The organism is Pseudomonas orientalis, from assembly GCF_022807995.1.
In the GTDB taxonomy this organism is placed as follows: Bacteria; Pseudomonadota; Gammaproteobacteria; order Pseudomonadales; family Pseudomonadaceae; genus Aquipseudomonas; species Aquipseudomonas orientalis_B.
Genome location: NZ_CP094351.1, coordinates 216337 through 237186 on the forward strand (window position 1 = coordinate 216337; position 20850 = coordinate 237186).

Below are 20850 nucleotides of genomic sequence, written 5' to 3' on the forward strand. Positions count from 1 at the left end.
GAGCAGTACACGGATGAGCAAGGCAGTGAAGTTGGCGCTGATGCTGACAGCAATCGCGACGGTAGCCGGGTGCCAGACGGCGCCCCAGCCCCTGTATCAATGGGAAAGCTACCAGCCGCAGGTTTACGAGTACTTCAAGGGCGAGCCCAAGGAAGCGCAGGTGGAAGCACTGGAGCGCGATCTGCAGAAGATCAACGCCAGTGGCCGCAAGGCGCCGCCGGGTTACCACGCGCACCTGGGCATGCTGTACATGAACATGGGCAAGGATGACCAGATGGTGCAGGAGTTTCGCACCGAGAAAGCCCTGTTCCCCGAGTCCGCTGCGTACATGGACTTTCTGCTGAAAAACGCCAAGACCGGAGTCGCCACCAAATGAGCCTGTTAAAACTCACCGGCGCCCTGCTGGCCCTGGCGTTGCTCGGCGGTTGCGCGGCGCCCAAGACAGTTGATTATTCGGCGTACAAACAGGCGCGGCCCAAGTCGATCCTGGTACTGCCGCCGATCAATGAATCGCCGGAAGTGCAGGCGTCCTACAGCCTGGTGTCGCAAGTCACCTACCCGCTGGCCGAAGCCGGCTACTACGTGTTGCCGATTGCACTGGTGGACGAAACCTTCCGCCAGAACGGCCTGACCACCGCCAACGACATCCAGGGTGTGCCGCCGACCAAGCTGCATGACATCTTCGGTGCCGACGCGGCGTTGTACATCACCGTCAGTGAATACGGCACCAAGTACATGCTGATCTCCAGCGACACCTCAGTGACGGCCTCGGCCAAGCTGGTGGACCTGCGCACCGGCACCACCCTGTGGACCGGCGCGGCGCGGGCGTCCAGCGAGGAAGGCAACAACAACGGTGGCGGCCTGGTGGGCATGCTGATCACGGCGGCGGTCAAGCAGGTGATCAACAGCTCCACCGATGCCGCGCACCCGATTGCCGGTATCACCAGTGCACGGCTGCTGTCGGCAGGGCAACGCACCGGCATCCTGTACGGCCCGCGTAACCCGAAATACGGCACGGACTGACGTTCTTCAAACACTGAAGATCAACTGTGGGAGGGGGCTTGCCCCCGATGACGGTGTATCAGTCACTACTGCAGTGACTGACCCACCGCCATCGGGAGCAAGCCCCCTCCCACATTGTTTTTTTGCTGTCAGGTAAATGGGGCTTAACCCGAACCCCACCCACCCCGCGTCTGACCTTGTGAACGGCTCATTCACTCACGAGGCCCAGCCCATGTCCCACCCTCTGCTCTCCCTGCGTCCTGCTGCCCAAGGTTTCACCGTTACCCTGCTGATGGCGCTGGCCGGATGCGGGCTGTCGTCGTCCCCCGACCTGGCGAAACCAGCGGAGCCCATCGCAACGCTTCAACGCGCCCCGGCCCAAGGCGCAGTCGTCAAACGCATGGTCATGCCTGCCCCAATGATGATGCGGGAAACGGCGACCCGGGATGAGCGCAGCGAACCGCGCGAGCAATACGCCAACCTGCCCGACAACCCCGTGCACCGCGTCGCCGAAACCCCGGTCTCCACCTTCAGCGTGGATGTCGACACCGGCAGCTACGCCAACGTAAGACGCTTCCTCAACCAGGGCCGCCTGCCGCCTGAAGGCGCGGTGCGGCTAGAGGAAATGGTCAACTATTTCCCCTACGACTACGCGCTGCCTACCGACGGCTCACCCTTTGGCGTCACCACCGAAGTCGCCACCACGCCGTGGAACCCACGCACGAAACTCTTGCGTATCGGCATCAAGGCCTCCGACAAAACCGTGGCAGAACTGGCCCCGGCCAACCTGGTGTTCCTGGTGGACGTGTCCGGCTCCATGGACCGACGCGAAGGCTTGCCGCTGGTTAAAAGCACCCTGAAATTACTGGTGGATCAACTGCGCGACCAGGACCGCGTATCACTGGTGGTTTACGCCGGTGAATCCCGCGTGGTGCTCAAACCCACCTCCGGGCGTGACAAAACCACAATCCGCAACGCCATCGACCAACTCACCGCCGGTGGCGCCACCGCTGGCGCGTCCGGCATCGAACTGGCCTACCAGATGGCCCGCGAAGGCTTCATCGACCAAGGCATCAACCGCATCCTGCTGGCCACCGACGGCGACTTCAACGTGGGCATCAGCGACTTCGACAGCCTCAAGCACATGGCAGCGGACCAGCGCAAAAGCGGCGTATCCCTGACTACCCTCGGCTTTGGCGTGGACAACTACAACGAACACCTGATGGAACAACTGGCTGACGCCGGTGACGGCAACTACGCCTACATCGACAACCTGCGCGAAGCGCGCAAAGTGCTGGTGGACCAGCTCAGCTCGACCCTGGCCGTGGTGGCGCGTGATGTGAAATTGCAGGTGGAATTCAACCCGGCACAGGTCAGCGAATACCGCCTGCTCGGCTATGAAAACCGCGCCCTGAAGCGTGAGGATTTCAACAACGACAAAGTCGATGCCGGCGAAATCGGCGCAGGGCACACGGTGACCGCGTTGTATGAAATCGTGCCGAAGGGCGAGAAGGGCTGGCTGGAGCCGTTGCGCTACGCCAGAGCGCCTGCGACTGAAAACACCTCGGCCGAACTGGCGACGGTGCGCGTACGCTACAAGGCTGCGGGCGGTGATAGCCAGTTGATCGAACGGGCCGTCGACAAAACATCCACCAAGCCCAGCGACGACCTGCGCTTCAGCGCCGCCGTAGCCGCCTTCGCCCAACAACTCAAGGGAGATGGCCGCTACACTGGCAACATGCGTTTGCAGGACACCGCCGCCCTGGCCCGCTCGGCCCGCGGCGACGACCCGTTCGGCCTGCGCAATGAATTCGTGCAACTGGTCGAACTGGCCCAAAGCCTGAAACCCTTATCCCGAGCACAATGAAGATCAACTGTGGGAGGGGGCTTGCCCCCGATAGCGGCCTATCATTACCAAATGTGCTGACTGACCCACCGCCATCGGGAGCAAGCCCCCTCCCACACTTGGATCTACTTCGATCTGACAGAAGGAGTTCGCCCATTACATGGCCGTTCCAGACGATCCCCCCAGCGACGAATCGCTGCTGGCCCGCTACCGCATCGGCGACGCTGCTGCGTTCGAAGCCTTGTACGCCCGGCACCGCCAGGGCCTGTACCGCTTCCTCGTATCCCTGTGCAACAAACCCGAACTGGCCGAAGAAATCTACCAGGACACCTGGCTCAGCCTGATCCGCAGCACCACCCAGCCACAAGGCCGGGCGAGTTTTCGCACCTGGTTGTTCCAGATCGCCCGCAACCGCCTGATCGACCACTGGCGCAAGCACGGCATCCACAACCCCTTGCACGACAGCTACGATGAACAACTGCACGCCCAGCCCGACGACAGCGCCGGCCCCGAACAGCAACTGAGCCTGAACCGCGACCAGGCGCGCCTCGACGCCGCCGTGCAAGCCTTGCCCGAAGACCAGCGCGAAGTCTTCCTGCTGCGCCTGCACGGCGACCTCGAAGTCCCGCAAATCGCCACCCTCACCGGTGCCCCGCTGGAAACCGTTAAAAGCCGCTTGCGCTATGCCCTGCAGAAATTGCGGCGCCTGCTGGCTGACGAGGTAACTGTATGACTGCCCCCCGAGACCCGAACGATCCGCGCGACGAAGCGCTGATCCAGCACTATCGCCAGAACAGTGCCGGCGAACCGCCCGCATTCCTGGACACATTCATTCTCAACGCCGCCCGCCGCGAAGCGCCTGCCCCCAAGCCCAGCCTGTGGCAACGCTGGCTGCGGCTGTGCCAGCAACCGCGTTGGCAGATGGCGTTCGCCAGCGTGGCCGGTGTGGCGTTGCTGGCGGGCGTGATGACGCGCACCCCCGAGCTTGCCCCGGTACAGAACACGCGCCTCGCTGCCCCGGCAGCTTTCTCCACGCCTGCGCCCATGAGCGCGCCGCCGCGTGCCGAGTCGTTCAGCGCCGAAATGAACAGTGACGCCTTGCCCCAAGGCAAGCTGGCCAAGAGCGCTGCGCCGCAGCCGCTGGAGCAGGGCTTGCAGGACGTGTTGCGCCTGCGCGCGGCGGGCGATGATGCAGCGGCGGCGGCGAAAGTGGCTGAGTTGCAAAAACGCTTTCCTAAGCAAAATCTTGAGGAGCGGCTCAAAGCATTGCAGCCTCGCTGACGCTGTGGCGATGGTATCGCGCGATACCATCGCCAGTCTGGGTGAAAGGGGTCATAAGCATATGAATTTATAGTCAGTAGCGGGGCGTGTAATTACTGCTAAGTTAATCGTCGAAAAGACATCATTGTCCCTGCTGGCTGGCCTGGAGAGCTGCTGCTTCATACAAGGAGTTCCCATGTTCACAGCAGCATTGATCTACATCCTGGCGGTGATAAGCCCGGGCCCCAACTTTATAATTGTCAGCCGCTTCGCCTCGCTGGGCTCGGTGACCACCGGGATCGGCGCGACGCTGGGCATCTGCACGGTGGGCGTGTTTTTCTCGACCCTTTCCCTGCTCGGCCTGGCGGCCTTGTTGCACCAGTACCCGGCGTTTTCCAAAGTCGCCACGTTATGCGGTTCGGCCTACCTCCTGTACATCGCCTACAGCATCATCAAAAGCGTACTGGCCAAGAACACCGGCACGGCCGAAAGCACCGCCCCGGGCGTGACCAGTTTCGCCAAGGCCTACCGCGTGGGCGTTATCACCAATATCAGCAACATGAAAACCATCGCCTTCATGATCAGCATCTACGCCGGCTTTCTATCCGTGCCGCGCTCGGACATCGACAAAGTCCTGGTGGTGCTGCTGTGTTCCACCCTGGAAGTGATCTGGTACTCCGTGGTGGCCCTGCTGTTCGGCCAGGGCCCGATCAAGGCACTGTTTCTCAAATACACCCGACAGATCGACGTAGGGCTGGCCGTGTTCCTGGTGGCGTTTTCACTGAACAACGCCATTCCTGTGCTGATAGCCAGTCGATGATTTCGCGGCCTTCAGTAATTGGGTGAAGGTATTAATTGCTAGGTGGATGTCATCTTGGGTATCTCCGTCCCATTCCTCAACCGTTTCTAACTCGGCTCGTAAGCTGACGATACGCTGTTCGATTTCTTCGATCTCAGCGGCACCGCATTGCTTAGCGATTGCCTGCCAACGGTCATTAGAGATTTTTTCGTCGAGAGCTAAGCCGGATCGGGCATTGACGATTAGGTTCTGGAGGTTACTCATCTGAGATCTCGGGTGGGTTGCAGAAAAAGGTGCTGGGGACCCTGACGATATCCTGAGTACACGGGGCATGAAACCCGCGGGATCGAGTTAGTGGGAAGTGCCGGAAGTTACTGAAATTTCAATCGTTGAAATTGAAAGGATCTTGAAGAAAAAGGGCTATCGTTACAGCTTAGGTAAAGGTCACTCTATCTGTTGCTGATAGTGAACACCTGCATGGCGTCAACCATGGTGATGGGTGTCAACCACGTCAACCTGTCAACCAACTTATAAAATCCATCCGCTAACACGAACGCACGGGTTCTATGCCCCGTACCTAAAAGAATGCTTCAGGGTCCCTACTGTCGAACCAAAGCCAAGAGCATGACCCACTTCAGCTTCGCTGAAGGAGCAATACTATAGGGGCTATGGGGTTACCCTAATAAAACAGTGTTACGGGTGTTACGGGTGTTACATAAGTATATAACTATATGATTTTAATATCTTTATATGGCGTTACACAGCTGTGGCAGGTTTGTCCATATGCGTGTTACATGGCAAAGAGGTGTTACATCAATGAATGTCTTGGCTGGAGCTGATTGTGATGATTACAGCGGGTGCCATCGACTTAGGGGCCCGTTTAGAAGGGCCGCTACCGCCAGAAGCTGCCGCTCATGGAGGGCAGCTTGCGACCGATTCTGTTGAAAAGTCAAATTTTCAGTTCGTCTGAACTCAGGCACAACCACCACCGGGAACCTACTCACCACGTTGATTGGCTTTTCGGCCCTTCGTTGAGTTTTGCAACTCGGTTAGTGGGTTAGTTTGAGGTTTTTTGCTTCGTGCAGGCGCACCTATCCCGTAGCAGGTGGCCCTTAAAAGGTAGATTTGTCCAGTCGTCGCAGGTTCTGTACCGCGGCGGCCAGCGTGAACTCATCGGACGCGCCACTCATGCCAAGTAGTCGCAAGCGATCCAGTTTCAGAATGCGCTTGAGGTGGGCAAACAACATTTCGACCTTCTTACGTTCGTGGCGAGAGCGCTGATACGCCGGCGTCGCCGCGATGCTTCACCATATTGTAAAGCCAAGCTTCCTGTCAGAAGACAGCCAGGCATTGGGTCATTCCACCCAGATGCGCTAGTAACCCGACCACAAGGTCAGTAAGCTCTTGCCAAGGTAGCCAATTGCCACAGTTTAGGGATGATCGAATGCAAGATCCGCGTCGCATGATGCCCGCCGTCCTGGATCGCCATATTGAACGCGAAGACCAGGACGCTTTTGGACACCGCCACTATGCTCAAGCATTGCGTTGCTTGATCGAGGATGAAGGGCATCAGCCCCCGTTCAGCATCGGTTTGCTGGGCGGCTGGGGGACCGGCAAGAGCTCGGTGAAGGAACTCTATACGAGGGCACTTGCAGACGACACCTCGACTGCTGGTGGACAGCAGCCCAGAAGTCAACGCTTCAAGAGCATCACTTTCAACGCCTGGCGGTTCGGTGGCAAAGAGCAAGATATTAAACGAGCGCTTCTTCGCCACGTGTTCCTTGAGCTAGGGGGAGAGGAGAGCAAGCTGCAGGACGACCTGTATCGAAACGTGACTCACACCACATCGGTGCCCAAGAAGGTCAAGGAGCTTATCAAAGAGCACCTCCACACTTGGGCAGCGCCGGTGCCCGCGTTTGCGCTCGCCTTCACTGTCTACGTCATCTTGGTGATCGTCGGGCTGCTGTACCTACCATTGGACGGCGGCATAGCCCAAGGGCTCTTCGTAACCGCAGTCAGTGCAGTCTACGCCTACCTGATTAGCGTTATGAAGCCCTCAACAGTTAACCCATTCAACACGATCACCCGAGTGCATCTGCCGAATGTGAGTGCCGAGCAGTACGAGGAGTTACTCCTCCAGCAGCTACGCAAATTCAAGCCCAGCAAAGACAACTCAGTGCCTTACGAGCGTCTTGTCATTTTCGTAGATGACCTTGATCGCCTGTCAGCAGAAGAGATGGTGTTGGGATTGGACGCAGTCCGCACGTTCATGGAAATCCCTACAGAAAAACTGCCCAAAAACCTGGGGCTGGTATTCGTCATCTCTTGCGATGAAGGCAAGGTGGCAGACGCGCTCTTCAAGCGCCGGAGTAACCCTGAGCAGCCAGGCTCGATTTTCAGCTCTGCCGATGCGCGCCGTTACCTCGACCGCATATTCCAGTTCAGGCTTGAGATTCCGCCGCCGCCACGCAATGACATGCGCCAATTCGCGCTTTCGAAGCTAAAATGCTTCCCCGAGCTCGTGCAAGATATCGCTGATAAGGGTGCTTCAGTGGAACAGATCGTGGATCGCATGATTCACGTGAACGTCACTGACCCTCGAAATGCCCTTCAGATTGTCAACGCCTTCACTCAGACCTGGTGGCTCGCCAAGACGCGGGAATTCGACGCCATTGGCAGTGACCGCCCTGGTGGTCTGCATGAGGGGGCTGTCACGAAGCACCCGATCGCACTTGGCGCGCTAAGTGCCGCACGCGTGAGCTTCCCGGGTTTCTACCGTGATCTCCAGGATGATCCCCAGCTTCTGCTCCGCCTGACCAACCTCATGGTCAGGCAAACATCGCTTCATAACGAACCGCTAGAGGCACATCAAGTCCTTAAGCGATACGTTACACAGGAGGGAGATGACAAGCCGATCCTTGTGGAAGGGTGCCGGGATCTACGCCAGTTCTTGGCAAGCCTGGTCGGCATAAACTGGCCCGAATCTCTGCAAAGCCTTCTCTTGCTTTCTGAAGACACCGTCACTCGCCAATATGGTGCTCACGCTTCAAAGATCTACAACCAGCTAGTTTCAGGCGACACCCAAGGCTTCCTGGAAACCCTCTCGCCGCGGGCAAACGAACTGTTGAGCGACGTCGAGGGGCAGTTACTGCACAATATGCTCAGTGAGTTGCACCGTACTGAACAAGCACTGAAGTTCAACGCAATGCGCGTGGTGGCAGACATCATTGATCGCCTGCCAGTCCGTACTCGGGAAATGGTACTCGGCATTCTTTGCAACGACCTGGTCACCTCTCCAGAGCTCCGAACGTCTCTGGGCGTTGAGAAAATTGATCGCATCGTTAAGGCTGCCAACCCAGTGGATCAGCAGCACGTTGCTACCGTGCTCATCGACAGCCTGCTCAACATAGAGAAACCGGGCATGCTTGATCTCCCTACGGGCCAAGCGCCCAACATGGAGGAAGCCATCAGCATCGCCAAGTGTGCCGCAAACACAGCGCTACACGTGCTGGACGCTCATGGCTTACCAGCCCAGCCGAATCTAACGTTGATGAGCTGGCTTACCGATCGAACAGTTACCACTGCAAAAGGCTCCCTCAAGCTCCCGTTCCTCGACTTCCACAAATGGATGGACAGCTTTGAGTCAGCGCTGCTTCCAGAAATCGGACCGGCCTATGTGGATCAGCTGACTGCGGCCCTGCTCGCGCACGAAGCGGGCGAAATCGATGACGGCCAAGCGCTGGCCGCGCTGGGGGCGGAATCTACCGTGGCCAGGGTTGATCGCGTCTGGGCGCAACTGGCCATTGAAGGTGAAGACAGCCGGTTCAAGATGTGGGCACAGATCAGAGCGGCAAGCAGCCTCTATGCGCCAGAGCCAATCAGCTGCGTGCTGAATGCAGTAGAGCAGCACCATCGCTCCGCCGAAGATAAGCAAGTGTTGGAGTGCTTGAAACTCCTGTGCAGGCGTGTCAGGGAGGTCAAACAGGAGCAACTCGATTACCCGCGAGCCTTCCGCCTGCTTATCGACATCGGGGCTTCGCGGCTTCCACGCTTTGATGCCTCGCACTACCAGGCGTATGCCGATCTCTGCACAGGGCTTAGCGAAATCGAAGGCTACGAAAACGACGCGGCCACTGTCCTGGAAAAGTTCGTCATTCTTGATGAGGACGCGCTCGGCGAGGTTTTGGATCATTGGATCGCAACGCCGCTAGAGGACGTTCCTCGCGAGTGTCGCAAGGTGATTTTTGAGGCCTATGAGAACCTGTCTGAAGGGAACCAGGAGGCTGTTGCCACACATCTTACACAGCTGACAGAAGGCACCGTGCTTGATGAGCGAGACGAGAGTCTCTACACCGACGCAGCCACTCACATTCCTCTTGAATATTGGGGGCGCTCGGATCTGCAGGCGCATCTCGACAAGCTTCTGACAACGTTGCCAGGCAAAGCAGATGAGTGGGATAGCTACTTGAAATTCCTGCTTCCAGGATTGAGCCGCGTCATACTGCAGGCAAGCCCAATCGTTCTGGGCCCAGCGCTGCAAAATCTGGTCAGCAATGCCAAGGATTACCCAGATGTATATGAAGAGCTGCACCGCACGATGGTCGGTCGTTGGCCTTCAGAGGATGTTCTCACCAGCGGTTACAACCCGCAGGCGATGTTCACCGAGGCGCGTCTCGCTGTCACAAAAGTTCCTTGTTACGTTGGACGGCATACTCTGGCATCGCTGAACAGCATGTTGGTTGAAAAGATCGTGCCGTCTTCTCTTGCCACTACGCTTGTGGAGATCGCGCGCTTCGTTTGGGAGCAAAACCCAGAAGAAGCCGCTGAGTTCCTAAGCACCAGTGGTCATGAGGTTCCAGTAGAGCAAATGGCCCACTTGCCTGACCCGATCAGCTTCGGGAACGCCGATGAAGTAGCTTTGCTGGAGCGCGTCTGGAGGGCTCTGACGCCCAACCTGTCGATGCAGGAGGACTTTGAGACCACCAAGGGCGTGCTGCTCTTAGGAATGCGTGGCAACACACAAGATCCTGACCTTGCGTTGTCCCTATGGTGTCGGGCACTGGCTGCCGAGGGCCACTACAATCTCAAAAAGCTTCTTCTCGACGCGCAGACGACGGATGAACACAGAGCTCGTCTGTTCAAGCAAATCGTCCGAGCTGAGGGTGGAGAGGATCACAAAGAGTCGCGAGAGGTACTCACGCTCGCGATTACTATCTTCAAAACGCCGGACAGTCCACTGAGCTGGTCTGCTGTCCATGCGTCGCGAGTTGACATCAGTAAGCGGCTGGTAACACATGAGGAGCGGGTCGACTTTGCCAAGCAGTTGCTGAGCGAACTTCGCAACGCAGCCTCTGAGACCGCCAAGGGCCATATGGCCACTTGGGCGAAAGTGCTGGGTACCGACGCCGTTCTCAAGGAATTGAAGCCTGCTGGGCTGAAGGAAGAAGACCTGAGTATCATTGGGAAGTTTTTCGGCGATAGCCGGACAATGAAAGGTTTGATGACACGCTGGAACAATCGCAAGTAGAAGCCTTTCTAGGTCTGAGGCTGCCCTGATGGGGCAGCCCGTTGGCTAGAGGATCTACTCATAAACCAAACACTCACGACTTTCAATCATACCGCCAGACCCAAATGAGTGAGTGGCGTCGCCTTTCGTGATCACTGCCGAGAGTCGTATGGGTCGAAAGCAGTAACCCACGACCGGCAGCTTTCGACCCCAAGGTGCCGTTGGCCAAAAACAGCCAATCGGATGCGTTTAGGAAACCAGAGGCGATTCGCATACACAAAAACAAACCAAAAAAATTAGAAATCGAACGCACCGCAAAACGTACCAAGTCGGGGGCGTACTATTTGCTTAGGGAAGTAGCCCATATAAATGGGCACTCTCTCTACAAGAAAACACAGTCAGCTTAACAATGTGCTTTTTTGATCAGCCAACTCAGCGAGCTCAGCCTCATACGTATTCATTCGCTCCATAATATATAGGCGATCCTCTTCGAGAATTGAAGACCCAAGAGCGCCAGAGGCTAATAAAAGCCTCAAAAAGCTCAACTCTGCTTTTCCATTCTGAGCTAATCGATAGGTTACAGAACTTAGAGAGAACAAATGCGCTAGCTCTGCCAACTCTCCGCGCTCATGCAGCACTTGCCAAAGGCTTATATGAGCACGATTAAATAGTAAGGTTTTTCGCTGCGCCCTCACATAATCGTAACAACCTTTAAGGTTGTTTAGCATGCTGTGAGATAGCTTATCACCCTGTTCAAGTGCTAACGAAGCATAGTTAATTGTGGACTTAACATAATTAAAGATGTCTTTTTCTTTTAATGCTCTATTTGCCATCCGAAGACAGATATCCTTTCTGAGCGCAGGGTCAAGATAAGCCGCAATACGAAGTTCAATATTATTTGCTGTAGTAAAATGGGAGTCACGCAAACATGCTCGATTCAACCTCTGAAGCTTTAATATTTTGTGCTTTGAGTTTGACCTGCCAATGACAATTGAATCTGCATGCCGATAAGTTGCGGCCTTTTTATCTGTTTCATCCTTTGCCATCTTTGCAAACTTAACAGCATCAGAAGCGTTGCCATTATCGTCATGAAGCATAGCTATATTTAGATAAATGCTCGCCCTACGTTGGCGTGTTTGATTCTCCGCCCCGAGCAAATACTCGTAAAGCTCAATTGCTTTATTATCATCGTCAAGAATGCGCAGGCTATTTGCATATCGAAACAAAATGTCTTGAGCAAGACGCTGTTTAATATTCTCCTTGAGTTTGGGGACAATCAAATAGCAAAGATTGCATATTTCGCGATGATGACAAGCAGTGTCCATTTTTTTTGTATAGAATGACAAAAGCCCTAAGCTATCCAGCAGATCACTGGACTCAGATGAAATCAAAGAATCGTTAAAAAATCGACGCAACAAAGTATTTGCGTTTAGCGTTGCATACTCAAACTCATTTAATTTGTTCTGAGAGAAATTTGAACCGATCTTGTACTCTTTTAAGCGCCAATCTTTTCCAAAATAAAGTGCAATTGCCTTTTCTGTTAGATCTTTGTAGCTGTCTCTAGATAAGTAACGGACATATAGCTGGGCTGGGCGAATAGCGTTAACTATTTTAGGCAGCTCGATTTTTTCACGTTCGAAAAAACTATGTGTAATAGCATCAATCAGGCCAACATTTACCAACTGACCTGTCTGCACGGGATAAAACGGCTGATTCTTGCGGAAATATTTTAGCCTAACAATATCTTCACCATACGGAAAGACGGAAAGGCAAGCCAGTAGTTGAAAAAGATCATCGTTCGATGCTTTGTGTAGACGGTCAATTGCAGCAATTAATGATGGCGCTAAGTCATCAACATTTATATTGCGCACTGCCAGCTCTGAAGTTTCATTAGCTAAGTCCGTAAAAGGCGTATACGATAATTTAGATAAAATCTGATTGATAATTCCTGGGCGGCCGTTAGACATTCTGTAAATCTCACCTGCTGCCATCGCCGCTTCCGGAACTTGACTTCCTGAGGGGTGAGACAGTGTGAATTTATTACAGGCTGGTTCATCCAAGGCTAACAGAACAACAGGGTTGACAGGGACGCGAGAACTAAGCGCACGACTTCTCACAATTATCTGAATGTTTGGTACCATATCCTTAAGGTACTGAGTTATTGATAGAACCTCATCTATAATAGCCTTGCTTGAAATTCGTGACTCCGCGGGAACATTGTCAATAAGAACTGCATGATCTGGATGAGATGCTAAAATCGCGCAAAACTCTTGAAGCCTGAAGCCTAAACAGTTATTAACGTTCTCAAAAAAATAGTCTATACCTTTGTATTCTGCCAGATTTAACTGAACCCAAACCTTGCTACTGCCCGTCTGATGTTCCAAGCAGCGAATAAACTCGTCACTGTACATATCCCATGAGGCGACAAGCCACAAAGTTCTCTCTGAGTGCAACTGCCTAATCGCCTCCCTAAAAGCGTTCGCTGGAAAAGCATTAAGCATATGTTTATGGAAAGCTGGCAGAGGGTATTTTGAACTAATGTACTCTTTCCTATGCGCAAAATCCGATTCTTTCTGGACTGAGGCCGCTATAGAGCCAACTCTGCCTTGGATAGATGCCTCTTCAGTTAATTTTTTTTTTTGTTTAACTGAATCTTGTAGGTAACACACTCGTTTTGTTGCCTTGGCAGCGAACCTGTATCGGGACGAATAGTCCAGCCTCCGGCTCCAGCTCTCTGCTCTGCTCGCTTGGGCCACCACATAATGACGTCATTGGAGAAATCTATCTGTCCAAAATTATAACCGTGCCGTCGCTCCTTTTTTTCACCGTAAGTTTCTAACCCGAACAAAGATGAGGCTTGGAACGAGCGTTTTACTTCGGAGTCACCGTAGTCCTCCTGTACAGCTATAGACTCATGCATGTGACCAAAAAGATGAGCTGTGAAGCGGCCTAAGGGATTGACTTCTAGGTTGAAATCACTTTCGGACTTAGGAGACAACCAGCTTGCAGGATGATGCGTTACAAGAAAATTGGCATGATTCTCAGATGCCCACTCACCAATATGTTGTTTAGTGATGTGATGAATTTGTTTGACGCCTAATTCTAGTTTGCCTTGAAGCGCTCCGCCGGTAAGTTGGCTCCAAGCAGTATTCAAACCTATCAGGCCAACACGATTTTCCCCTTGCTTCCAGACTCCGCAGCAGTCTCCCGGTAGCACGCCAACACTATCTTCTAATAAAGGGATTTTAGAAGACCTTAGTTTATTTAAGAACTGAGAATAGGTCTTAAACATCGCTTTGACTTGGTCAACATATGGGCCGTCTTTTTGATAAAATGCTTCGACAACATCAGGATTCATCCATGATTGGAGAGCCATTGCGACTGGTGAGTGAGCTTTAGGCCTTTCGAGATCATGATTACCGGGCACGAGAAACAAAGATGGGTTTTGGCCAACACTTTTGAACTGTTCCCAAAGCGCCTCGATTTCTTTTGTTACGGCATCAAACTCCCCTTTCTGAGCCTGTTGAGTCAGATCACCAGAAAAAATGACGACATCCAAGTCTCCGTACTTAAGGCAGTGATACTTGATATCCTCATAAAAACTTCCTTTTACGTCATACCAAAGATGCTCTGAGCTTCGCATACCTTGATGGAAGTCGCTAATATGCAGCCAGTTAAATCTATTTCCAGTTTTCACTAAATGATAATCCTTTCAGGCGATAACGACTGCTGGTTCAGTACCAAGCAAACAAAAGATGAAGTTCAGAGTCCACTCTTCAAATTTTTAATAGATAAACTACGACGCTGCAAAACGTAATGATTGATTAGGATGTTGTATGCGAACAATGGCTTGCTCATCTGCGGCTCTTCCTTGAAAAAATTCCTTGGCTAGGTTCCTATTTACGCGGACAAATCCATAGCGTCAACTGGCCAGCATGCGAATCACAATTTTTTATGGCGAAGCCAAGTGCCTTTGACCACATGAGAGTGTCAAAAGTGGGATTAGCGAGCCGAGTTGTTGTTTTTGTCTGAATGACCGCTTCTGGCCGGAAGCGGTCATAAGCTCGCAGGCGCCACAGGCCGAAAGCCGAGTAAATCTGAACCCTTGCTTGTGAAGAAGGGATTTAGCGATGCGGAAGCTGCTTAGGCTTCCGCTTCTCAATTACCCGTCCTTTTTCTTGAGTTGAAGGTCAATGAAGTCAAGCTCTGCGTTGATTGCATCAATCGTGAGCGTCTCAACTTTAGTGTCAGTGTTTGCCCTTACGTTGAGCTTTTTCACGCCCTCCATGCCGGCAATTATTCCGTTCAAATGCAGCTTTCGGGTTTTTAGGTAATCAGGCATCTGTGCGCTGTTCTGTGGTGGTTTGTTCATGGTTAGACCGATGGTATGCCCGAAACAACCTGTCTTTCGCAGGCTGCTTCGGGGGAGGTTTGGTTTAGGCCGCCAATAGGTCAAGCAGACTGTGTTGGCGTGAGCGATCTGCGAGTTCTTGCCAGGTCCAGCTTCCAAAGCGCTCGCCCTGTTCAGGGATATCCAGCTTCATCAATGCAACCGGGTCTCTATTAATCAGGTCGCGTGCGGCCCACAACTTACCGCCTGTTTCCAGCAGCGCTTTCGCGGCCTCATTCCATTGTTCCTCCAGCACAGTGTTAGCCAGGTGAGCCGCTTTTTTCTCGATCTTGGCGCGTTCTTTTTGTGCCTCTGTGATGTGCAGATCAATCGTCACCAGCTCTTGTTCCAGGGCGGTGATAAGCAGTTGTTGACGGCGGTGATGCTCAACCGCGGCTGTGAGGTTTTTTGCTGCCTTTTGAGCTTCTGCATTAGCGGCTTTCTCGCCCTCCACGTCGCCCCATGCGACAGCCTGCGCATAGGCGGTGGCTGCATCCGTTTCAGCTTGTCGAGCTTTTGCCATGTCTTCCTGATCGCTCTGGCGGACCTGCTGCAACCGGGTCTCGATGCTGCTGCGCTTTTCGTTGAGTTCCATCTCATCGGCTTTCCAGTTCGCCATATCGCTGAGATAGCCCGCAGCCAAGCTCTCACGGTTTCCCAATGTCTCAAAGCGATCAATCTTCTGGTTCAGTGCGCTGATCTCGAGATTTCGCGAGTCGATGCATCTTTTGTGATCGTTGATTTCATCCTGCACGGCCCGTTGACGGCCCTGTTGGATAACCTCTGGACTTTCCAGTGCCGCTTCAAAGGGCGCCAGGTCGAGCTGAATGTTCTCCACTTCAAGGGTCAGTTGGTCGCGGCGGTCTTTCAATTCTTGGATAGTGTTCATCTGTATTGTCTCTGGGTGGTGTGGTTGATAGAGATGGTTGTCGAATGGCTGGCGAGGCCGGGATTGAGCCGGCGCTACCTCGATCAGCAGGCATGCCATCAGGCGGCCTTGGCCTCGCTTTCATCCGTTCCAGGAACTGTCTTCACCACATAGCAGCGTTGAGGTCCTAACCCCGGCAGGCGAATCAAGCTGTACGCCTTTCCGTCGCTTCCGGGCTCCAGCACGCCCCGTTGCAGCAGTTCCTTGTTCACCGCACTGATATTCATGCCCTTGAAGATTTCGGCCCTCCAGGCTTCCGGCAGCACGTAGTAGGTGTTGGTGGTGTGCAAGGCTTCGCCCATGCCGTGCTCCATCGTCTTGCGAAAGCCCAACCGATCAATCGTGCGTGGGCCGTGTTCGTCGATCTTGGCGGCGGCAGATTCCCAGCGCGTAAAGCGGCTTTCTCCAAAGCGCTCGATGACCTGCCTCAGCCGCGCCAAAATCGCATCGCCCTCGAAGTTTCCGGCGCCTCCGCGTTCTGCTAGCCACGCATGCAGACACACACACACATGCGGCGGTCGTGGCCGTACCATCAGGCCAACCGGTGACACCGAAGGCGGTGGCCAACTCTCCGGCCGCTGCTGCGAGGCCAAAGCGAAGGGCGGCACGTTGGGCTTGACCACTGGCCGATGCGGGTAGGTTTTGGTTGATGAACTGCTCCACCGTGCGGCGAACGATCACCGACCACCTGAGCATTTCTCCTGGCGCGCATAGTGCGTGCAGGAAGGCGGTGAGGGGCGTGCCGTAGTATTTGGCTACACGGGCCTTGAGGGCATCGGAGAGGGCGGCAGCGTCCTCAAAACCGTTAAGCACATCGAACATCCCGAGGCCTTTGCTGGCATCCGCAGGCACGGCGAGCATGCGCACCTCCATGCCCGCTTTCAGCTCCTAGTTGGCATCCGCCATGTGCTGCGCCAACGTCTTTTCGCCCGTCGAGAGAAACAGCAAGCGCCACTCCTGCACCTGTCGGCCCGCTTGTCCTCGATCATTCGCCCGGGCCTTACCGGTGCCGTTGCCGAGCATGTAAACCGTCTCGCCGATAATGCGCGGATCGCACATGCCTATTTCATCCAGCACCAGGAGGCCGTCTGAGTGTGCAGCGGCGATGGACTCCAGGGCGTTATCTGTCGAGCGCCACGAACGCACCAGACGCGGACCGCCATAGACCGAGGCGGCGACTTGCAAGTGTGTGGTCTTGCCGCCTGAGCTGTCGCCGTAGAGGTGGAAGCCGCCCGACTCATGTCCGAGCATGTTCAACAGTGGGTCTGCAAAGGCCACAGAGACGACAAACGCCAAGTGGTGATTACCAACGCACAGCGCGCCGATTTGCTGTCCTGGCAAAAGAAGGCGTTGTCGTGCCAACCCAGGCGCGTCATCAATCGTGCGCGCTGGGCGCTGTCGAAGCCGCCGAGATTATTCTGCAGGTAGTTGCAGGCATTGCGTCGTGACCGGCTTCCGGCACGGCGAAGACTCATGTCTACCAGCACGCGAGCACGTTCTCGCCGAAGTCACCACTCATGGTTCGGTCTGGAATGTTCCAGCGCTTTTTGGTGCCCGTCCGGGTCATCGGACTCGACCAACAAGCCCCAGTAGTGGCCCTTGTCGTCGCGATTACAGGCGACGAATAGCCAGAAACAAGAAAGCCCGCACAGGGCGGGCTTCTTGGGGTGTTTCGTAGATTGTCTGAGACAACCAGAAACCAGTATATGGTGCACCCGGCGGGATTCGAACCCACGACCCCTGCCTTCGGAGGGCAGTACTCTATCCAGCTGAGCTACGGATGCTTGTGCGGGCGACATCATACCCATGTCGACCTTGGGCGTCCATGCTGGTCTTTGGGCGTTTGAGTGTAGGAAGCTGCCGTATAGAGGCCCTGCGCTGGGCGCCACTGAACGATGCAATGAAATCCGGGCCAACTACGCTGATCAGAAAAATCCGGCAAAAGCCCCGTTTACGTTCTTTTTTTCGAACAGCCTATTGCCCCTTCCCCCCATTGATCCTAGGATTCGTTTGAGATTTCAAACGCTCTGTCTCCCGTGCGCTCTATATTGATGTTGCGCACCGAGGCTGATTTCCTGACGGCAGCCCACAAGGCGCCTTTCAACAACTCTAATTCGCTCCGCGTGCGCGCGGTGCTGTTAAGGAAAGCCGACATGCAGCTTAAAGACACCCAGTTGTTCCGCCAGCAAGCCTTCATTGATGGCGCTTGGGTCGATGCGGACAACGGTCAAACCATCAAGGTCAACAACCCGGCCACGGGTGAGATTCTCGGTACTGTGCCAAAGATGGGCGCCGCGGAAACCCGCCGTGCCATCGAAGCTGCCGACAAGGCTCTGCCGGCCTGGCGTGCACTCACCGCCAAGGAGCGCGCCAACAAGCTGCGTCGTTGGTTCGAGCTGTTGATCGAGAACCAGGACGACCTCGGCCGCCTGATGACCCTCGAACAAGGCAAGCCGCTGGCCGAAGCCAAGGGTGAAATTGTCTACGCCGCGTCCTTTATCGAGTGGTTCGCCGAAGAAGCCAAGCGTATCTACGGTGACGTGATTCCCGGCCACCAGCCCGACAAGCGCCTGATCGTGATCAAGCAGCCTATCGGCGTGACCGCAGCCATCACCCCGTGGAACTTCCCGGCCGCGATGATCACCCGTAAAGCCGGCCCGGCCCTGGCCGCTGGTTGCACCATGGTGATCAAACCGGCCTCGCAAACGCCGTTTTCGGCCCTGGCCCTGGTTGAGCTGGCACACCGCGCCGGTATCCCCAAAGGTGTGCTCAGCGTGGTCACCGGCAGCGCCGGCGACATCGGCGGCGAGCTGACCAGCAACCCGATCGTGCGCAAATTGTCCTTCACCGGCTCTACCGAGATCGGTCGCCAGTTGATGGCCGAATGCGCCAAGGACATCAAGAAGGTCTCCCTGGAATTGGGCGGCAACGCGCCGTTCATTGTGTTCGACGACGCCGACCTGGATAAGGCCGTTGAAGGCGCGATCATATCCAAGTACCGCAACAACGGTCAGACCTGCGTGTGCGCCAACCGCCTGTATATCCAGGATTCGGTGTACGACGCGTTTGCCGAAAAGCTCAAAGTGGCCGTGGCCAAACTCAAGATCGGCAACGGTCTGGAAGAAGGCACCACCACTGGCCCGCTGATCGACGAAAAAGCCGTGGCCAAGGTCAAAGAGCACATTGCCGATGCCCTGAGCAAAGGCGCCAAGCTGCTGGCCGGTGGCAAGGCGATGGAAGGCAACTTCTTCGAGCCGACTATCCTCACCGACGTGCCGAAAAACGCCGCCGTGGCCAAGGAAGAAACCTTTGGCCCACTGGCGCCGCTGTTCCGTTTCAAAGACGAAGCCGACGTGATCGCGATGGCCAACGACACCGAGTTCGGCTTGGCGTCGTACTTCTATGCGCGTGACCTGGGTCGTGTGTTCCGTGTGGCTGAAGCCCTGGAATACGGCATGGTTGGCGTCAACACCGGGTTGATCTCCAACGAAGTGGCGCCGTTTGGCGGCATCAAGGCTTCGGGCCTGGGCCGTGAGGGTTCCAAGTACGGGATCGAGGATTACCTGGAAATCAAATACCTCTGCCTGGGCATCTAAGCCCTGTAAGGGAATGCAGTAAACGCAGAGGGCACGAGAGCGCTGACCCTTTGCGTGTTTTACCCGTTATTCGCAGTGGCCGGGAAAGCTGTGGCAGTCGATCATCGCATGCTGCCGTAGTTGCCTCCCCGCCACCTATCCTTGAGCCACGCCGCCCGATGAGCGGCGAATGAGGACTTTATGAGCAAGACCAACGCTTCCCTGATGAAACGCCGCGAAGCCGCTGTACCGCGCGGTGTCGGCCAGATTCACCCGATCTTCGCCGAATCCGCGAAGAACGCCACCGTGACCGACGTTGAAGGTCGCGAGTTCATTGACTTCGCCGGCGGTATCGCCGTGTTGAACACCGGCCACGTGCACCCGAAAATCATCGCCGCCGTGACCGAACAGCTGAACAAGCTGACTCACACCTGCTTCCAGGTCCTGGCTTACGAGCCTTACGTGGAACTGTGCGAAAAAATCAACGCCAAGGTCCCAGGTGATTTCGCCAAGAAGACCCTGCTGGTCACCACCGGTTCCGAAGCGGTGGAAAACGCCGTGAAAATCGCCCGCGCCGCCACCGGCCGTGCCGGCGTGATCGCGTTCACCGGCGCTTACCACGGCCGCACCATGATGACCCTGGGCCTCACCGGCAAAGTCGTGCCGTACTCGGCCGGCATGGGCTTGATGCCGGGCGGCGTGTTCCGTGCGCTGTTCCCGAACGAACTGCACGGTGTGAGCGACGACGACGCGATCGCCAGCATCGAGCGTATTTTCAAGAACGATGCCGAGCCGCGTGATATCGCTGCGATCATCATCGAGCCGGTGCAGGGCGAGGGCGGTTTCTACGTCGCGCCTAAATCCTTCATGAAGCGCCTGCGCGAGCTGTGCGACAAGCACGGCATCTTGCTGATCGCCGACGAAGTGCAAACCGGTGCCGGCCGTACCGGTACCTTCTTCGCCATGGAACAGATGGGCGTTGCCGCCGACCTGACCACCTTCGCCAAATCCATCGCCGGCGGCTTCCCGCTGGCCGGTGTGTGCGGCAAGGCCGAATACATGGACGCCATTGCTCCAGGCGGCCTGGGCGGTACCTATGCCGGCAGCCCGATTGCTTGCGCGGCCGCATTGGCGGTGATGGAAGTGTTCGAAGAAGAGCACCTGCTGGACCGCTGCAAGGCTGTCGGCGAGCGCCTGGTGACCGGTCTCAAGGCCATCCAGGCCAAATACCCGGTGATCGGTGAAGTACGTGCTCTGGGCGCGATGATCGCGGTGGAGCTGTTTGAAGATGGCGACAGCCACAAGCCGAACGCCGCTGCCGTTGCATCCGTAGTGGCCAAGGCGCGTGACAAGGGCCTGATCCTGCTGTCCTGCGGTACCTACGGCAACGTGTTGCGCGTACTGGTGCCGCTGACCTCGCCTGACGAGCAATTGGACAAGGGCCTGGCAATCATTGAAGAGTGCTTTGCCGAGCTGTAAGCGCTGAACCCCTGTGGGAGGGGGCTTGCCCCCGATAGCGGTGTGTCAGTTGATGAATATACCGG

Annotated in this window: 14 protein-coding genes, 1 tRNA gene and 2 pseudogenes; 9 read left to right on the forward strand and 8 right to left on the reverse strand. The window is 55.5% G+C overall.

Going from position 1 to position 20850, the window contains the following annotated elements:
- The first annotated feature begins 13 nt into the window (after positions 1 to 13).
- From MRY17_RS00835 to MRY17_RS00860, 6 genes are all read left to right on the forward strand, one after another.
- A complete protein-coding gene (locus MRY17_RS00835) occupies positions 14 to 376 on the forward strand; it encodes a DUF4810 domain-containing protein (RefSeq protein WP_057010471.1) in 363 nt (120 codons plus the stop codon).
- Entirely contained in the window at positions 373 to 1023 is a 651-nt protein-coding gene (locus tag MRY17_RS00840) for a DUF799 domain-containing protein (RefSeq protein ID WP_057725334.1), read from the forward strand. Before MRY17_RS00835 ends, MRY17_RS00840 begins: the two co-directional genes overlap by 4 nt.
- Positions 1024 to 1234: 211 nt before the next feature.
- On the forward strand, positions 1235 to 2869 hold the full coding sequence (locus tag MRY17_RS00845) for a vWA domain-containing protein (protein WP_243353126.1): 1635 nt from the start codon (positions 1235 to 1237) through the stop codon (positions 2867 to 2869).
- Between the two features lie 139 nt (positions 2870 to 3008).
- On the forward strand, positions 3009 to 3581 hold the full coding sequence (locus tag MRY17_RS00850) for an RNA polymerase sigma factor (protein ID WP_243353127.1): 573 nt from the start codon (positions 3009 to 3011) through the stop codon (positions 3579 to 3581).
- The gene (locus tag MRY17_RS00855) at positions 3578 to 4129 is read left to right on the forward strand and encodes a hypothetical protein (protein ID WP_243353128.1); all 552 of its coding nucleotides are present in this window, start codon (positions 3578 to 3580) and stop codon (positions 4127 to 4129) included. The genes MRY17_RS00850 and MRY17_RS00855 overlap by 4 nt, the downstream gene beginning before the upstream one ends.
- Positions 4130 to 4304: 175 nt before the next feature.
- Positions 4305 to 4928 carry a LysE family translocator gene (locus MRY17_RS00860; protein WP_065893848.1) on the forward strand — a complete coding sequence of 208 codons (624 nt, stop codon included), beginning with the start codon at positions 4305 to 4307 and terminating at the stop codon, positions 4926 to 4928.
- Here the strand turns inward: MRY17_RS00860 and MRY17_RS00865 are convergent.
- Both MRY17_RS00865 and MRY17_RS00870 read right to left on the reverse strand, forming a co-directional pair.
- On the reverse strand, positions 4887 to 5171 hold the full coding sequence (locus MRY17_RS00865) for a hypothetical protein (protein WP_243353129.1): 285 nt from the start codon (positions 5169 to 5171) through the stop codon (positions 4887 to 4889). The genes MRY17_RS00860 and MRY17_RS00865 overlap by 42 nt on opposite strands.
- An 848-nt stretch (positions 5172 to 6019) precedes the next feature.
- Positions 6020 to 6208 (reverse strand): annotated as a pseudogene (locus tag MRY17_RS00870) (transposase); the annotation flags it as partial.
- Positions 6209 to 6351: 143 nt separating this feature from the next.
- On the opposite strand from MRY17_RS00870, the gene MRY17_RS00875 reads away from it, so the two are divergent.
- Complete coding sequence (locus tag MRY17_RS00875; RefSeq protein ID WP_243353130.1) at positions 6352 to 10434, forward strand: KAP family P-loop NTPase fold protein; 4083 nt, start codon at positions 6352 to 6354, stop codon at positions 10432 to 10434.
- Positions 10435 to 10811: 377 nt separating this feature from the next.
- On the opposite strand, the gene MRY17_RS00880 is transcribed toward MRY17_RS00875, so the two are convergent.
- The 6 genes and pseudogenes from MRY17_RS00880 to MRY17_RS00910 all read right to left on the reverse strand — a co-directional run bounded on the left by MRY17_RS00880 (position 10812) and on the right by MRY17_RS00910 (position 17515).
- On the reverse strand, positions 10812 to 13082 hold the full coding sequence (locus MRY17_RS00880; RefSeq protein WP_243353131.1) for a hypothetical protein: 2271 nt from the start codon (positions 13080 to 13082) through the stop codon (positions 10812 to 10814).
- Complete coding sequence (locus tag MRY17_RS00885; RefSeq protein WP_243353132.1) at positions 13040 to 14110, reverse strand: metallophosphoesterase family protein; 1071 nt, start codon at positions 14108 to 14110, stop codon at positions 13040 to 13042. The genes MRY17_RS00880 and MRY17_RS00885 overlap by 43 nt, the downstream gene beginning before the upstream one ends.
- A 465-nt stretch (positions 14111 to 14575) precedes the next feature.
- Positions 14576 to 14785: a hypothetical protein gene (locus tag MRY17_RS00890; RefSeq protein WP_243353133.1), complete on the reverse strand. Its 210-nt coding sequence runs from the start codon at positions 14783 to 14785 to the stop codon at positions 14576 to 14578.
- A gap of 64 nt (positions 14786 to 14849) precedes the next feature.
- Positions 14850 to 15692, reverse strand: a complete 843-nt coding sequence (locus MRY17_RS00895; protein ID WP_243353134.1) for a chromosome segregation protein SMC — start codon at positions 15690 to 15692, stop codon at positions 14850 to 14852.
- 98 nt (positions 15693 to 15790) lie between these two features.
- A pseudogene (locus tag MRY17_RS26460) lies at positions 15791 to 17353 on the reverse strand (DUF927 domain-containing protein); the annotation flags it as partial.
- An 85-nt stretch (positions 17354 to 17438) separates the two neighbouring features.
- Positions 17439 to 17515, reverse strand: a tRNA-Arg gene (locus tag MRY17_RS00910).
- Positions 17516 to 17884: 369 nt separating this feature from the next.
- Between MRY17_RS00910 and gabD the strand changes: the two genes are divergently transcribed.
- A complete protein-coding gene (gabD, locus tag MRY17_RS00915) occupies positions 17885 to 19327 on the forward strand; it encodes an NADP-dependent succinate-semialdehyde dehydrogenase (RefSeq protein WP_191956673.1) in 1443 nt (480 codons plus the stop codon).
- Positions 19328 to 19507: 180 nt separating this feature from the next.
- Positions 19508 to 20785 carry a 4-aminobutyrate--2-oxoglutarate transaminase gene (gene gabT, locus MRY17_RS00920; protein ID WP_191956672.1) on the forward strand — a complete coding sequence of 426 codons (1278 nt, stop codon included), beginning with the start codon at positions 19508 to 19510 and terminating at the stop codon, positions 20783 to 20785.
- Positions 20786 to 20850: the final 65 nt, after the last annotated feature.